13 protein-coding genes are annotated in these 14,719 nt (G+C 70.2%); 10 read left to right on the forward strand and 3 right to left on the reverse strand.

All coding sequences use genetic code 11. The features are described 5' to 3' along the window. Positions 1 to 303: 303 nt before the first annotated feature. From KZ829_RS13325 to KZ829_RS13335, 3 genes are all read right to left on the reverse strand, one after another. On the reverse strand, positions 304 to 1,161 hold the full coding sequence (locus KZ829_RS13325) for a hypothetical protein (RefSeq protein ID WP_220144185.1): 858 nt from the start codon (positions 1,159 to 1,161) through the stop codon (positions 304 to 306). Between the two features lie 22 nt (positions 1,162 to 1,183). Then, entirely contained in the window at positions 1,184 to 3,505 is a 2,322-nt protein-coding gene (locus KZ829_RS13330; RefSeq protein WP_220144186.1) for a DUF4132 domain-containing protein, read from the reverse strand. Between the two features lie 150 nt (positions 3,506 to 3,655). Beyond that, entirely contained in the window at positions 3,656 to 4,285 is a 630-nt protein-coding gene (locus tag KZ829_RS13335; RefSeq protein WP_220144187.1) for a trimeric intracellular cation channel family protein, read from the reverse strand. Between the two features lie 291 nt (positions 4,286 to 4,576). On the opposite strand from KZ829_RS13335, the gene KZ829_RS13340 reads away from it, so the two are divergent. From KZ829_RS13340 to KZ829_RS13385, 10 genes are all read left to right on the forward strand, one after another. Continuing rightward, complete coding sequence (locus KZ829_RS13340; RefSeq protein ID WP_220144188.1) at positions 4,577 to 4,795, forward strand: hypothetical protein; 219 nt, start codon at positions 4,577 to 4,579, stop codon at positions 4,793 to 4,795. Between the two features lie 127 nt (positions 4,796 to 4,922). Beyond that, positions 4,923 to 6,023, forward strand: a complete 1,101-nt coding sequence (locus KZ829_RS13345) for a uroporphyrinogen-III synthase (protein WP_220144189.1) — start codon at positions 4,923 to 4,925, stop codon at positions 6,021 to 6,023. Between the two features lie 272 nt (positions 6,024 to 6,295). Then, a complete protein-coding gene (locus KZ829_RS13350) occupies positions 6,296 to 6,472 on the forward strand; it encodes a hypothetical protein (protein ID WP_220144190.1) in 177 nt (58 codons plus the stop codon). Positions 6,473 to 6,605: 133 nt separating this feature from the next. Continuing rightward, the gene (locus KZ829_RS13355) at positions 6,606 to 7,274 is read left to right on the forward strand and encodes a sirohydrochlorin chelatase (RefSeq protein WP_220144191.1); all 669 of its coding nucleotides are present in this window, start codon (positions 6,606 to 6,608) and stop codon (positions 7,272 to 7,274) included. 95 nt (positions 7,275 to 7,369) lie between these two features. Next, the gene (locus KZ829_RS13360) at positions 7,370 to 9,451 is read left to right on the forward strand and encodes a molybdopterin oxidoreductase family protein (protein ID WP_220144192.1); all 2,082 of its coding nucleotides are present in this window, start codon (positions 7,370 to 7,372) and stop codon (positions 9,449 to 9,451) included. A 2-nt stretch (positions 9,452 to 9,453) separates the two neighbouring features. Next, complete coding sequence (locus KZ829_RS13365; protein ID WP_183222196.1) at positions 9,454 to 9,801, forward strand: molybdopterin oxidoreductase; 348 nt, start codon at positions 9,454 to 9,456, stop codon at positions 9,799 to 9,801. Beyond that, entirely contained in the window at positions 9,801 to 12,263 is a 2,463-nt protein-coding gene (gene nirB / locus KZ829_RS13370) for a nitrite reductase large subunit NirB (RefSeq protein WP_220144193.1), read from the forward strand. The genes KZ829_RS13365 and nirB overlap by 1 nt, the downstream gene beginning before the upstream one ends. Beyond that, positions 12,260 to 12,577, forward strand: coding sequence for a Rieske (2Fe-2S) protein (locus tag KZ829_RS13375; protein WP_220144194.1), 318 nt, complete (start codon positions 12,260 to 12,262; stop codon positions 12,575 to 12,577). The genes nirB and KZ829_RS13375 overlap by 4 nt, the downstream gene beginning before the upstream one ends. A 2-nt stretch (positions 12,578 to 12,579) precedes the next feature. Next, the gene (locus tag KZ829_RS13380) at positions 12,580 to 13,935 is read left to right on the forward strand and encodes a nitrate/nitrite transporter (protein WP_220144195.1); all 1,356 of its coding nucleotides are present in this window, start codon (positions 12,580 to 12,582) and stop codon (positions 13,933 to 13,935) included. Between the two features lie 179 nt (positions 13,936 to 14,114). Then, positions 14,115 to 14,570, forward strand: a complete 456-nt coding sequence (locus KZ829_RS13385; RefSeq protein ID WP_220144196.1) for a hypothetical protein — start codon at positions 14,115 to 14,117, stop codon at positions 14,568 to 14,570. Positions 14,571 to 14,719 lie beyond the last annotated feature (149 nt).

A 14,719-nucleotide genomic window follows, 5' to 3' on the forward strand; every position in this document is an offset into this window, starting at 1 on the left:
CACCGCCACCGCCACCGCCACCGCCACCGCCACCGCCACCGCCACCGCCACCGCCACCGCCGGCGCCACCGCCACCGCCACCGCCACCGCCACCGCCGGCGGTGCGCCTTTCCGCACGCGTACGCCCGGGGCGGCTCACCGTCGCCACCGCCCGCGGTGTGCCGGTGTGTTGATCTTTCGGTGCTGAATACGTCCGGGACGGCTCCATCGCCGGCAGCCTGCGGCGCGCTGGTCTGCTGACGTTTTCGGTGCGAGCGGGCCGGAAGACCCACGGGAAGGGGACCTCCGCCTTCCTCAGCGGCCCTAGTTGATCAATACCGTTGCTGGTGTAGATCGGGGGAGGTGGGTTCGATGAGCGAACTTGGCGGCGGCTGGCAGGACCTGTGGCTCGGCACGGCGACCGCGTGTACGGATCGCACGGCGGACCCGGCCGGACGGGCGAAGAACCGGGACGGTTCGATCAGCGTCACGGTCGGGTCCACCGGGCAACTGTTGGGTCTGGACCTGGACGACCGGGTCCGCGACCTGACCGGCCCGCAACTCGCCCGCGAGATCCTGATGGTGATGCGCTGCGCCCACGCCCACATCCCGGCGCCCGCCCACTGACCGTCGGCCCGGACCCTGCCCCTCCAGGCGACCGGCGTTGCGCGGTTTGGCGGGGCGGGGTCGGCCGCCGACGGGGGATCGGCCGGCGTGGCGCGGTTTGGCGGGGTGGGGTCGGCCGCCGACGGGGGATCGGCCGGCGTGGCGCGGTTTGGCGGGGTGGGGTCGGCCGCCGACCAGGGGGATCAGGCGGATGAACGCGACGGCGCCGCCGTCGCGCAGGTCGATCGGGTCGTCGAGATCCTCCACCTGGCGGCCGCCTGCCAGCATGATGAAGGCGTTGCGGTCGAAGGCCCGGCAGGCGGCGTCGGCCTGGGCCTCCCCGTCGATGCGGGCGCTTCCCGGCATGCGGAAGCCCCGCGGGGTCTCGGTGGCCCCGGACGGCTGGACCAGACCGTGGAACATCTCGTCCCGGGTCGCGTTGAAGCGGGCCACCTCCGCACGGACCCGGAGACGGATCAGCTCGCGGGCGGTGATCCGGTCCGGCAGATCCGGCAGCACCCAGGAGGTGATCTCCCGTCCGGTCATCGTCTCGTCGCGCAGCAGCGCCTCGGCCATCGGCTTCTCCTCGTCTCGTGGCTCAGCGGGGCAGCTGGCTCAGGATCGTCGGGTCGGTGATGCGCTGGTCGGCGGCGAGCAGGAACGCCTTGGACAGGATCAGCGACAACCGCTCGTCGTCGTCGAACGGCAGGCTCACCCGGGCGCCCCGGCTCCCGGGCACGATGCAGAGATAGGCGTCGTTCGGCTCCATCAGCACGTTGCCGGACCCCAGGTGGATCCGGTAGACGGCACGGGTGCCGCGGACCCGCAGGAAACGGTCGGTCAGCTCGCACTTCGGGCCGATCGCCAGCCCGGGCAGCAGCCGGGCCAGCACGTCCCGGCGCACCTCGGCGCTGCCGGACAGTGGACCGGAGACGGCATTCGACCAGTACGCCCGGAACGGGTGCTCGCCGCGGTCGAACCAGCTCTCGTCGGCGGCGATCGACGTCACCCCGACGAACAGGTCGACGTCGCGCATCGCCTCGCTGAGCACCCGTGGTGGCACCTCGGCGAGCGGCGCCGGCTCCCACCGGCGGCCCTCCCGGCGGGCGAACCGCACCTGATCGGTCGAGCAGAACTCCGCCTCGTGACCGCCGGACTCGACGGCCTCGTGAAAGAACGACGCCTGCCAGCCGCCGGCCGCGAACTCCTTGACGGCCTCGCTGTGACGGCCGCTGTCCCACGGGCCCAGGAAGCCGGCCGACCAGCCGCGCACCCGCATGAGGGCGTGGGCCTGCCCGTACCTCAGGATGTGCCCGGCGAACCGGTTGGAGTAGACGCGGGTCTGCTCCTCGGCCGGCGTCAGCCGGTACACCTCCCGGAACGCCTGCTTGAACGGCTGCCGCAGCCCGGCCGCGGTGATCCGGTCACGCCAGCCGGACACCTCGGCCGCGTCGGCGGCCACCGGATGCCACAGTCGCACGGCGCATCCTGGACCGCTCAGGCCGCCCACCGACCAGCCGTCGCCGGCCGGCTCGGGCAGCCCGGTCACCCACCTCCGCCGGTCGGTGGAGACCTGCCAGATCAGCCGCCGCGCGAGTGTGCCGGTGACCGGATGCCGCGGGTAGCGCCGCTCCCACGTCTCCCACTCCCAGACCCGGTCCAGGGAGGACAGTGCCTCCACCCGAACCCGCTCGGTGGCCAGCGTGGCGGTGACCTGCTTGGCGAACTCCTTCGCTGCCTTGACCACCTCGTCGTCCCGGATCGCGGCCGGCATGCTCCGCAGCGGCTGCCCGGCCCGCCAGGCCCGGACCACGGCCTTCTCTCCGGCGATCTCGGCGATCACGGTGTGCCCGCCGGGCGCCGGCCAGGAGCGGCGGCCGTCGGCGTCGAGGTCGTGATGGTCGACCGCCAGCTCCAGCGCCTCGCCCGGCTCCCAGCCGCGGACCGTGCCCATCCGCTCCAGCCCGGTCCGCACACGGGCACGGACCGGCTTGCTGCGGGCGGTCAGGGCGAGCCGGGCCAGCACCCGGGCCGGCTCCGGGCCCGGCCGCTCCACCAGGATCTCGATGACGGCGGCCGCGGTGCGTGACGCCCTCGGCTCGGCGGTGCGGCCCGGCGACCGGCCGGCCGACTCGGCGACCCGCGCCAGCAGCACGGTCGTCTCCTCGGACGGGTCGGTCGCGGCCAGCCAGCAGAGGCCCCGCACCAGCCGGTCCTGAGCCTCCCGCGTCCAGCCGATCGTCCCGGCGTAGACATCGAGGACGTCACGCACCGCCGCGACGGCCTGTGGCTTGTCCCTCAGCAGGGCCTCGCCCTGGCGCAGCCACGCCTTTGTCGGCACCGGCTTCGGCAGGGTGGACGCGAACTCCAGCACGGCGATCGTCCCCGGATCGGTGAGCCGCCCGCCCAGCCGGCGGCGAGCGGCCAGGCCGGCCGCGTCGTAGGCGGGCAGCAGATGCGCCGGCACGCCCGCGCCGACCCGGGTCAGCAACCGCTCATATCGCTCGGCCAGCGGATCGCGGAGGGAGCGGGGCATGAAGTAGCCGGAGCAGGTCTCCTCGAGGATCGCCGCGAGAGCCGGCTCGAAGGCGGCCAGCCGCTCGGCCGGCAACCGCTCGGCGATCAGCAGCGGCAGGTGGTAGAGCATGCCGTCGTAGATGCGGCCGCCGTGCGCGACCCGCAGCGCCCACCCCAGGTCGCCGGTCGTCCAGGGCAGGGGACCGGCGGCGATCCGGTAGATCTCCGGATCACGGTCGTGGCTCGGCTTCTCGATCTCGGAGGCGGCCAGGTGCCACTGCAACGCCAGCAGGCGCTGTTGTTCGCCGCCGTCCGTCATCGCGGACGGATCGGCCGACGCCACCCAGGCCGTGTCGACCTCACCGGGGCCCGGCGGCGGGATCAGATCGAGCCACTTGAACATGCCCCGCATCATGCCAAGCGGGTACGACAGAAATGCCACGCCCGCGGACGGCCGAGTGGCCGGGCGGCCGGGTGGCCGGTTCGGGCGGTGACCGTCCGGGTGACCGAGGGCGCGCTCAGCGGTGGACCGTCCGGGTCGCCGGGAGTGTGCTCACCGGCGGACCGCCCAGGCGCCCGGAGCGCGCCAGCCCCGCCACAGGGCGAGCAGGCGGAAGCCCGAGACGAACACGGCCGCCCCGGCCGCGGCCGCCGGCAGCAGCCATCCGCTCTGGTACGCGACGGCCACGATGATCGCCCCGATCGTGGACGGCACGGCGTACAACTCGTTCTCGGTTTTGAAGAGCTCCGGCGTCTGGCGGGCGAGCACGTCACGGAGCACCCCGCCGCCGACGGCCGTGGTGACGCCGAGGATGACGGCCTGGAACATGCCGAGGCCGGCGTCGAGAGACTTCACCGTGCCGGTCACGGTGTAGAGGCCGAGGCCACCGGCGTCGAAGATCAGCACAGCGATGCCGAGCCGGGCGACCTGCGGGTGGAAGAAGAAGGCGACCGTCGCGGCGACCAGCGGGATGGCCAGGTAGAGCGGATCCCGGAAGGCGGCCGGGGGATGGGCGCCGATGATGACGTCACGCAGGACGCCGCCGCCCAGAGCGGTCGTCTCGGCGAGCACCACGATGCCGACCACGTCGAAACCGCTGCGGATCGCCATCAGCGCCCCGGACGTGGCGAAGACGAACAAGCCGATGAGCTCGAGCACGTAGATGGCGGTGTCCGGTGACATCACGGCAGCGTACGAGATCGGATTTGTGATCTTCTGATTGCGCGCCGTGACGGTTCTGAGCTGCGGTGACGTAGATCGCCCGGGGTGCGGAACGGTTTCGGCGAGGTTGCCGGTGTTCCACCGACGGCCGTACCGGGCGGCGCCCCCGACGGCCCGGGCCGAACCGGACGATCGGACGGTGAGCCGATCTCTGACGGTGTGCGAGATTGTCGCGACGTCGCGCGCGGGAAACCGTGGTGCGCACGTGGCGTGACGACGGAATCACGCGGCGACGCCGGGGGAGAGGAAACGATGGACGACGCTCTGGTCGCCTACAACGCCGGGCGGGTGGACGGCGCGGCCGGGTACCGGGACCCGCAGGTCGCCGAGGATCCCGAGGTGGGCGCCGACTACCGGATCGGGCTGCTGGACGGGCGGATCGCGGCATTCCACCTGATCGCGGAGGTGCGGAGGATTCTCCGGGCGGAGGGGTCCCACTTCGATCACCCGGACGATGTCACGGGATCATGATCAACTAGTCACACGGCTTCGGGCGGCCAAGTGAGTGGCCGTTATTCTCGCGGAAACATTCACTTGGCGGTCCCGAAACCAGCCCTTAGGACTCTTGCACCGGACGGCGGCACAGGATGGGGACCGGATGATCGAGGGCGCACTGGCCGGCTTCACCGTGGCGGTGACCGCGGAACGACGCCGGAGTGAGATGGCCGCGCTGCTGGAGCGGCGCGGGGCACGGGTGATCAGCGCACCCGCGATCACCATCATTCCACTGATCGACGACGAGGCACTGCACGCGGCGACGGCGGCCTGCATCGGCCTGGAACCGCACCTGGTGGTGGCCACCACCGGCTTCGGGTTCCGTGGCTGGCTGGAGGCGGCCGAGGGGTGGGGGCTCGCCGAGAGGCTCCGCGAGGTGCTGGGCCAGGCCCGGATCCTCGCCCGCGGGCCGAAACCGTGCGGGGCCATCCGCGCGGCCGGCCTCACCGAGGAGTGGGCGGCGAAGACCGAGGCCTCCGAGGAGGTGCTCGAACGGCTGCTCAGCGAAGGCGTCGCCGGCAAGCGGATCGTCGTGCAGGAGCACGGTGAGCCACAGACCGAGTTCGTCAACACGCTGCGTGCGGCCGGTGCGGCCGTCGTCGAGGTGCCGGTCTACCGGTGGGCGATGCCCTCCGACACGGCCCCGGTGCGGCGGCTGGCCGAGCAGGTCGCGGCCGGGCAGATCGACGCGGTGACGTTCACCAGCGCGCCGGCGGTCAAGGCGTTCCTGCAGATCGCCGAGGAGGCCGGCGCCGACGTCGAGCAGGCGTTCGGCGGCCGCACCCTGGCGGCCTGCGTCGGCCCGGTCACGGCCGCGCCGCTGATCGAGCGCGGGGTTCCGGTGGTGATGCCCGAGCGCTACCGGCTGGGGGCGCTGATCAAGACGGTCACCGACGAGCTGCCGCGGCGCGCGGTCCGGCTTCCGGTCGCCGGATCAACCCTTGAGGTACGCGGACACGCCGTCCTCATCGACGGGGTGCCGTACGCGCTGGCCCCGGCGGCGATGGCGATCCTGTCGGCGCTGGCCCGCAAGCCCGGTGCCGTGGTGTCGAAGGATCAGCTGGCAGCCGCGCTGCCCCGCGGCAACGACGGTCATGCGGTCGACGTGGCGGTGGCGCGATTACGTGCGGCGCTCGGCTCGGGCAAGCACATCGAGACGGTGATCAAGCGTGGTTACCGCCTTCGCATTGACGAGGCGGCCTGACCACCCAAATCAACCCGCCAAGACGTCAACCCGCCAAGACGTCAACCCGCCAAGACGTCAACCCGCCAAGACGTCAACCCGCCAAGACGTCAACCCGCCAAGACGTCAACCCGCCAAGACGAGCAACACGTCAAGACGAGCAACACGTCAACTCAATCAAGACGATCAACACGAGCAAGACGTCGAGTAGTGCCGAGCGCCGGACATGACAGCCCGATGATCAGCCGGGGCCGTCCGGTCAGCTCAACCCCCGGCGACGAGGCCGGATCCGGATGAGCCCGATGTCCATGCCGGGCCACCAGGAACCCGAGGTCGACGACACGATCGGCCGCACGCCCATCGCGATCGAGTGGGCGCGCGGCCGATCGATGGCCCGTACCCGGATCGGTCACTGGACGATCAAGGACCGCTCCGGCCGTACCGGAAACGAATCGCGTGCCCGGCGCTGATGCCAGGCCGCGCCTGATCACGCACCGCAACCCGTGGATCGCGCCGTGAGGTGCGTGAAGTGGGCCGAGCACCGCAACCCGTGGATCGCGCCGTGAGGCGTGTGACCTGGGCCGAAGACCGAGGAGATGTCCCGTGAGTGAGTCCACCACCCTGATCGCCGTGGCGCACGGCACCCGCTCGCCCGCCGGCATCCGCCAGATCCAGGAGCTGGCCGCCGCAGTGGCCCGGCGCCGCCCCGGCCTGGACGTCCGTCTCTGCTACGTCGATGTGCAGGAGCCGAAGGTCGCCGGCATCGTCCCCACCTGCGAGGACGCGATCGTCGTTCCGCTGCTGCTGTCGTGCGGCTACCACGTGCGGGTGGACATCGCCGAAGCCGTTGCCGGCACCCACTTCCCGGTGTCGGCACCGCTGGGCCCGGATCCGGTGTTCACCGAGAGCCTGCGCCGAAACATTCCCGTCACCGCGGACGCGATCGTGCTGGCGAGCGCCGGCTCCTCCGACCCGCTGTGGGTGGCCGGAATCCGCGAGGTGGCCGCCCAGCTGCCCGGCCGGGTCGAGCTCGGTTACACCTCCGGCGGCGGCCCGCGCGTCGCCGACGTGGTGGCGAAACTGCGCGCCGAGGGCGCCCGGAGGATTGCCGTGGCCGCGTATCTGCTGGCCGAAGGCCTGTTCTACCGCACCCTGCACCAGGCCGGCGCCGACTGGGTGACCCCGCCCCTGTGTCACGACCCGGCCGTCGCCGACCTGGTACTGCGTCGGTTTGATGCCATGCGGCTCACAACGGTGGGTAGCCGTTTGTAGTCACAACTGTGGCGAGGCGGTTGTAGGGAATCCTGAACAACAGCGTCACCGTGAAGCGTCGTAAGGGTTAACGGCGGGCCGCGAACATCATCGGTGTGACGGCGACCCAGACGCATTGCCCCTACTGCGCTTTGCAGTGCGGGATGACGCTGACGCCCGAGATCCCTCGGGTGCGGCTTGAGCCGGCCGAGTTCCCGGTCAACCGGGGCGGCCTGTGCGCCAAGGGTTTCACCGCGGCGGACCTGCTGGACCACACGGACCGGTTGCTGACGCCGCTGGTCCGCAAGGAGCCCGGCAACCGGGAGTCTCCCCTGCGGGAGGCGTCCTGGGAGGAGGCGTACGAGCGGATCGTCACCGCGATCCGGGACAGCCAGGAGCGGTTCGGCCGGGACAGCGTCGGATGTTTCGGCGGTGGCGGGCTGACCAACGAGAAGGCGTACGCCCTCGGCAAGTTCGTCCGTGTGGCCCTGCGGTCGTCGGCGATCGACTACAACGGCCGGTTCTGCATGTCGAGTGCGGCGACGGCGGCCAACCGGGCCCTCGGGATCGACCGTGGCCTGCCGTTTCCGCTCGCCGACGTGGCCGAGGCGAAGACGGTGATGCTGGTCGGCGCGAACCCGGCCGACGCGATGCCGCCGTCGATGCAGTACCTGGACACGGGCCGGGCCAACGGCGCCAAGCACATCGTGATCGACCCGCGCCGCACCAACACGGCCAACGGCGCGCACATGCACCTGGCGCCGCTGCCCGGCACCGATCTGGCGCTGGCGAACGGGATGCTGCACATCGCGATCCGCGAGGGCTGGATCGACGAGGCCTTCATCGCCGACCGGACCGAGGGGTTCGCGGCCGTCAAGACGACGACGAACGCCTACTGGCCGGAGCGGGTCGAGCGGATGACCGGCGTCCCGGAGGCGCAGTTGCGCGAGGCGGTGCGGCTGCTCGCCACCGAGGGCCCGAGCATGATCCTCACCGCGCGGGGCGCCGAGCAGCACAGCAACGGTACGGACACCGCGCAGGCGTGGCTCAACCTGGCGCTCGCGCTGGGCCTGGTCGGCCGGCCGTTCTCCGGTTACGGCACGATCACCGGCCAGGGCAACGGGCAGGGCGGCCGCGAGCACGGTCAGAAGGCCGACCAGCTGCCCGGTTACCGCCGGCTCGACGACCCCGCGGCGCGCGCCCACGTGGCCGGGGTCTGGGGCATCGATCCCGACGAGTTGCCACAGCCGGGGCGTTCCGCGTACGAAATGATCGACGCTCTGGGAAGTGACGGCGGCGTCCGGGTGCTGTGGATCCTGGCGAGCAACATCGCCGTGTCGGCCCCGCACACCAGTCATGTCGTGAATCAACTCAACAGGACCGACTTCCTCGTCGTCTCGGACATCTTCCCGTCGGAGACCGCGCAGCTCGCCGACGTCATCCTCCCCACCGCCCAGTGGGCGGAGGAGGAGGGCACCATGACCAACCTCGAAGGAAGAGTCATCCGCCGGAGGATGGCGCTGCCCCCGCCGCCGATGGTGAAGAGCGACCTCACGGTGCTGACCGAGCTGGCCGGCCTGCTGGGCCGCGGCGAGTTCTTCACCGACGAGCCGGAGGCGGTGTTCGAGGAGCTGCGCCGGGCGAGTGCCGGCGGGATCGCCGACTACGCCGGCATCACCTACGAGCGCATCGAGGCCGAGCAGGGCGTGTTCTGGCCGTGCCCGGACGAGCGGCATCCGGGCACGCACCGGCTGTTCGCCGACGGCTTCCCCACGGCCTCCGGCCGGGCCAGGTTCGTGCGGGTCGATCACCGAGATCCGGCCGAGGTTCCCGACGATGCCTTCCCGTACGTGTTGACGACCGGCCGCAACATGCAGCAGTACCAGAGCGGCACCCAGACCCGGCGGGTGCGGGCGCTCAACGTGGCGCTGCCCGAACCGCGCGCCGAGATCCACCCCGACCTGGCCCGCCGGCACGGCATCGCCGACGGCGACATGGTCGAACTGCGCAGCCGCAGGGGCGCCGCGACGTTGCGGGCCCGCCTCAGCGACGGCATCCGCCCGGACACGGTGTTCGCGCCGTTCCACTGGCCCGGAGCCAACCTCTTGACCAACCCGGCACTGGATCCCCATTCCAAGATGCCCGCTTTCAAGGTGTGCGCGATCGCTCTTTGCAAAGCCGAAGAAGGGAGTTCCTGACGATGTACTCCACACCTCGCTTCCTGCAGGGCGTGTTCGCCTTCGAGGGCAAGGGGCTGGACGAGCCGGCCCCGCTCGGCACGGCCCTCAGCTACACCGTTCCTGCCGGTGCGACCGCGCAGGCCGTCTACTTCCGCGGCGGCAACGCCTCGGACGAACTGATCTGCGTCGTGCTGGTGCGCGACGGAGCACCCATGCGGTACTTCCCGGTCGGCGCGAAGAGCGACGTCCACGTGCCGCTGCGGGTGTTGGAGGACCTCGCCGGTGGCACCACGGTGGAGCTGTGGCTCGCCGCGCCGGCCGGACTGAACGGAAATGTGATCGTGGACCTCGGACTGGTGGAGATCTGATGACCCAGCGACTTGTAGTCATCGGCAACGGCATGGCGGGCGCCCGTACGGTGGAGGAGATCCTCGCCCGCAACGGCGACTTCACCGTCACGATGTTCGGTGACGAGCCGTACGGCAACTACAACCGGATCATGCTCTCCAACCTGCTGGCGGGTGTGGAGAGCGAAGAGGGCATCTACCTCAACGACCTGGCCTGGTACCAGGACAACGGGATCACGCTGCACGCCGGTGTGCGGATCGAGCGGATCGACCGGTTCGCCAAGATGGTGTACGCGTCGGACGGGACCTCCACCCCGTACGACAAGCTGATCATCGCGACCGGGTCGTACTCGTGGACGCCGCCGATCAAGAACATCCACAACCCGAAGCGCGGCTTCCACCAGGGCGTCTTCGCGTTCCGGACGCTCGACGACACCCGCGGCATGATTCGTTACGCCCGGGACCACGAGCGCGCGGTCGTGATCGGCGGTGGCCTGCTCGGCCTGGAGGCGGCCCGCGGCCTGCAGAACCACCTCAGCGACGTGACGCTCCTGCACGCCATGGGCCACCTGATGGAGCGGCAGCTGGACGAGAAGGCCGGCCACATGCTCCAGGCCAGCGTGGAGAACAAGCTGGGCATCAAGGTCATCACCAACGCGATGACGACCGAGATCCTCGGCAAGGACCGGGTCACCGGGGTCAAGCTGGCCGACGGCACGGTGATCCCGTGCGACGTCGTGGTGGTCGCCGCCGGCATCCGGCCGAGCACCGAGGTCGCCGCGAACAGCGACCTGCCGGTCGAGCGCGGCATCGTGGTCGACGACCAGATGCGGGTGCTGGACGAGGACGACATCTACTCGGTCGGTGAGTGCGCCCAGCACCGCGGCAACCTGTACGGCCTGGTCGCACCGCTGTGGGACCAGGCGAAGGTGCTCGCCGACCACATCACCGGCCGGGACACCGAGGCCGCCTACACCGGCTCGAAGCTCTCCACCAAGCTCAAGGTCGCCGGCATCGACGTCGCCTCGATGGGCCTGATCGCCCCGGAGACCGACGACGACGAGGTGATCATCTACAACGAGCCGAAGAAGGGCGTCTACAAGCAGCTCATCATCCGCGAGGGGACGCTGGTCGGCGCGATCCTGGTCGGTGACAACAGCAAGGCAGCCAGCCTGATCCAGTCGTTCGACCGCGCACAGGCCCTGCCGGAGGAGCGGGCCGAGCTGCTGTTCGACATCGGCGGCCCGGCCGGCGATGTCAAGCCGGAGGACATGCCGGACGACGCCCAGGTCTGCAACTGCAACGGCGTCAGCAAGGGCGCCATCTGCGGCGTCGTCAACGCAGGCTGCAAGACGGTCTCCGGCGTGATGGACAAGACCCGCGCCGGCAAGGGCTGCGGCACCTGCAAGCCGCTGGTGCAGCGGATCGTCGAGTGGGCCGCCGGCGGCGAGGCCGAGGAGGACCCGGCCGCGTCCTGGTACGTGCCGGGCGTGCCGATGCCGAAGCCGGAGCTGATGGCCGCGATCCGCAAGTACGAGCTGAAGAGCGTCTCGGCGGTCTTCGACAAGCTGGTGCCGGGCGGCGAGCACGACGCCAAGAGCAAGATGGGCCTGGCCTCGCTGCTCAAGATGATGTGGGCCGATCAATACATCGACGAGCGCGACGCCCGGTTCATCAACGACCGGGTGCACGGCAACATCCAGAAGGACGGCACCTTCTCGGTGGTCCCGCAGATGAAGGGCGGTGTTACCACCCCGGCCGAGCTCAAGCGGATCGCCGAGGTGGCCGAGCGGTACAACGTGCCGATGGTGAAGCTCACCGGCGGCCAGCGCATCGACCTGCTGGGCATCCCGAAGGAGCAGCTGCCGGCGATCTGGGCGGACCTCGACATCCCGTCCGGGTACGCCTACGCGAAGAGCTTCCGCACCGTGAAGACCTGTGTCGGCTCCGACTTCTGCCGGTTCGGGGTCGGTGACTCGACGGCGCTGGGTATCGCGATCGAGGAACGGTTCCAGGGTCTCGAGGGTCCGGGCAAGATGAAGCTGGCGGTCACCGGCTGCCCGCGGAACTGTGCTGAGGCGTACGTCAAGGATCTTGGTGTCGTCGCGATCGACGGCGGTAGGTGGGAGATCTACGTCGGCGGCGCCGCCGGTGCCCACATCCGCAAGGGCGACCTGCTCGCCACGGTCGACTCGGCCGAAGAGGTCATCCGCCTGACCGGCCGGTTCCTCCAGTACTACCGCGAGAACGCCAACTGGCTGGAGCGCACCTATGCGTGGGTGCCGCGGGTCGGCATCGAGAAGGTCCGCGCGGTGGTCGTCGATGACGCCGAGGGCATCGCCGAGGCTCTGGACGCCGCGATCGAAGAGGCCGTGCAGGCCTACAAGGACCCCTGGAAGGAGCGGGCCGTGCCGGCCACGCCCGGCCAGTTCCGTACCTCCCTTCCCCTGACCGTTCTCCCCCAGGTTCCGGTGCGCTCATGACCATCGCCCCCATCGCCAAGACCATCCTCGGCCCCGTCGACGAGATCCCGTTCGGCGAAGGACGCACCTACGCCGTCGGGCCCGACATGATCGCAGTCTTCCGCCTCCGCGACGGCTCCCTTCGCGCGGTGTCCGCGGTCTGCCCGCACAAGGGCGGTCCGCTCGCGGATGGACAGATCGACAACAAGGTTGTCGTCTGCCCGTTGCATCTGTACGCATGGGACCTCTCCACCGGGTGTTCCCAGTCCGGCCAGCCCCCGATCAACGTCTTCCCCGTGCGGGTCGATGACGGTCACATCATTCTGGGAGACTGAACATGACTGCGACATTGCCCGCTGCCGACATCACGGCCGCGAGACCCGGCGCCGCGACACTCAAGGGTCACTGGATCGACGACTGGCGGCCCGAGGACCGGGAGTTCTGGGAGGCCGGCGGTAAGAAGGTCGCCAAGCGCAACCTGATCTTCTCGATCTTCTCCGAGCACATCGGCTTCTCGGTGTGGTCGCTCTGGTCGGTGATGGTGCTCTTCCTGGGCCCGCAGTACGGCTTCGACCCGGCCCAGAAGTTCCTGCTCACCGCCGTTCCCACGCTGGTCGGCGCGGCGCTGCGGATCCCGTACACGTTCGCGGTGGCGAAGTTCGGCGGCCGGAACTGGACGATCATCAGCGCGTCGCTGTTGCTCATCCCGTCGGTGCTGATGTCCTTCATGATCCAGCCCGGGGTGGAGTACAACACGCTGCTGGTCCTGGCGGCGCTGGCCGGCGTCGGCGGCGGCAACTTCGCCTCCTCGATGGCGAACATCAACGCCTTCTACCCGGACCGGCTCAAGGGCTGGGCGCTCGGCATCAACGCCGGCGGCGGCAACATCGGCGTACCGGCGGTGCAGCTGGTCGGCCTGTTCGTCCTCGCGGTCTTCGGCGCCGGCAACCCGGGCATCGTGGCCGGCATCTACATCCCGCTGATCGTGATCGCGGCGCTCGGCTCGGCGCTCTACATGGACAACCTGACCCAGGCCCGCAACGAGAAGGGCGGCATGCGCGCCGCCGCCAAGGAGGGCCACACCTGGATCATGTCGGTGCTCTACATCGGCACCTTCGGCTCGTTCATCGGCTTCGGGTTCGCGTTCGGCCAGGTGCTCCAGGTGCAGTTCGCGGAAACGTTCAACACGCCGATCAAGGCCGCCTACCTGACCTTCCTCGGGCCGCTGCTGGGCTCGCTGATCCGCCCGTTCGGTGGGGCGCTGGCCGACAGGCTCGGTGGCGCGAAGGTCACCTTCGTCAACTTCATCGCCATGGCGGTGGGCGCCTCGATCGTCCTGTTCGCGGCGCAGCAGCGGTCGCTGCCGCTCTACCTGCTCGGCTTCATCACGCTGTTCATCCTCAGTGGACTGGGCAACGGCTCGACGTACAAGATGATCCCGGCGATCTTCAAGCAGAAGTACGCCGGTGACGAGCCGCGCGCCCGCCGGGTCTCCGGTGCGGTCATCGGCATCGCCGGTGCGATCGGCGCGGTCGGTGGTGTGCTGGTCAACCTGGCCTTCCGCCAGTCGTTCCTGACCTACAAGGACGCCGACGCCGCGTACATGGCGTTCATCGGGTTCTACGCGCTCTGCGTGCTGGTCACCTGGGTGGTCTACCTCCGCCCGGCGGCCCGTACGAAGATCGCGGTCTGACGTTCCACTTTCAGCCGAAGAGCCCTCCCCTTTTCGGGGTAGGGCTCTTCGGCTGTCCGGGGGAGGTTTTCCTGATAGATCACCCGATCGTGGTGTGCGTGTTCCCCGTCGAAGATCGCGGCGATTCATAAGATCCAACTTGTCCAGAAGTTACCCTTTCTTGCGGAAAGAGTGATCCGATGAACAAGACGACGCGTGCGTTCGTCATGACGGGCGTTGCCGCGGCCGCCGGCCTGGCGATCTCCGCGGGCCCGGCAGTCGCCTCCCCGGCGGGGCCGACCGCCGTCGAGGCCAAGCCGAAGGCCGCCGCGACGCAGCAGCAGGGCTTCAAGATCCGCGAGCGGATCCACGGGTTCTACCGCAGCCCGCGGACCTGCCACCGGATCGGCAGGTCCGGCGTCTGGCAGGAACGGTGGGAGCGGTACACCTGCTTCCGCGTCTACCGTGGCATCCACCGCGGTGAGTGGGCACTGAAGGTCACCTACGGCTTCGGCTTCAACGACCGTGACCGCAACCGGGACTGGAACGACGGCCCGAACGACAACCGCTGGAACGACGGCCCGAACGACAACCATTGGAACGGCGGTCCCAACGACCGTGACCAGGGCCCCCGCGGTCCCCTGAGGAAGAACTGAGCGCACCGCTCGATCGGCCGAGGGCCGCACCCGTCATCGGGTGCGGCCCTCGGCCGATCGAACGCATGACGTTGATCGCCCAAGAGGCCACCGGGCCCAGCCGGACGCTGACGCCGGCCCCCGGTCTGCCGGTGCCGGGTACACCGCTG

This window comes from Actinoplanes hulinensis (assembly GCF_019429605.1).
Classification (GTDB): Bacteria; Actinomycetota; Actinomycetes; order Mycobacteriales; family Micromonosporaceae; genus Actinoplanes; species Actinoplanes campanulatus.

Coding starts and splice junctions, on each gene's coding strand:
- KZ829_RS13325 (WP_220144185.1), bottom strand. CDS start 1,161: ATGGCCGAGGCGCTGCTGCGCGACGAGACGATGACCGGACGGGAGATC.
- KZ829_RS13330 (WP_220144186.1), bottom strand. CDS start 3,505: ATGTTCAAGTGGCTCGATCTGATCCCGCCGCCGGGCCCCGGTGAGGTC.
- KZ829_RS13335 (WP_220144187.1), bottom strand. CDS start 4,285: ATGTCACCGGACACCGCCATCTACGTGCTCGAGCTCATCGGCTTGTTC.
- KZ829_RS13340 (WP_220144188.1), top strand. CDS start 4,577: ATGGACGACGCTCTGGTCGCCTACAACGCCGGGCGGGTGGACGGCGCG.
- KZ829_RS13345 (WP_220144189.1), top strand. CDS start 4,923: ATGATCGAGGGCGCACTGGCCGGCTTCACCGTGGCGGTGACCGCGGAA.
- KZ829_RS13350 (WP_220144190.1), top strand. CDS start 6,296: ATGAGCCCGATGTCCATGCCGGGCCACCAGGAACCCGAGGTCGACGAC.
- KZ829_RS13365 (WP_183222196.1), top strand. CDS start 9,454: ATGTACTCCACACCTCGCTTCCTGCAGGGCGTGTTCGCCTTCGAGGGC.
- nirB (WP_220144193.1), top strand. CDS start 9,801: ATGACCCAGCGACTTGTAGTCATCGGCAACGGCATGGCGGGCGCCCGT.
- KZ829_RS13375 (WP_220144194.1), top strand. CDS start 12,260: ATGACCATCGCCCCCATCGCCAAGACCATCCTCGGCCCCGTCGACGAG.
- KZ829_RS13380 (WP_220144195.1), top strand. CDS start 12,580: ATGACTGCGACATTGCCCGCTGCCGACATCACGGCCGCGAGACCCGGC.
- KZ829_RS13385 (WP_220144196.1), top strand. CDS start 14,115: ATGAACAAGACGACGCGTGCGTTCGTCATGACGGGCGTTGCCGCGGCC.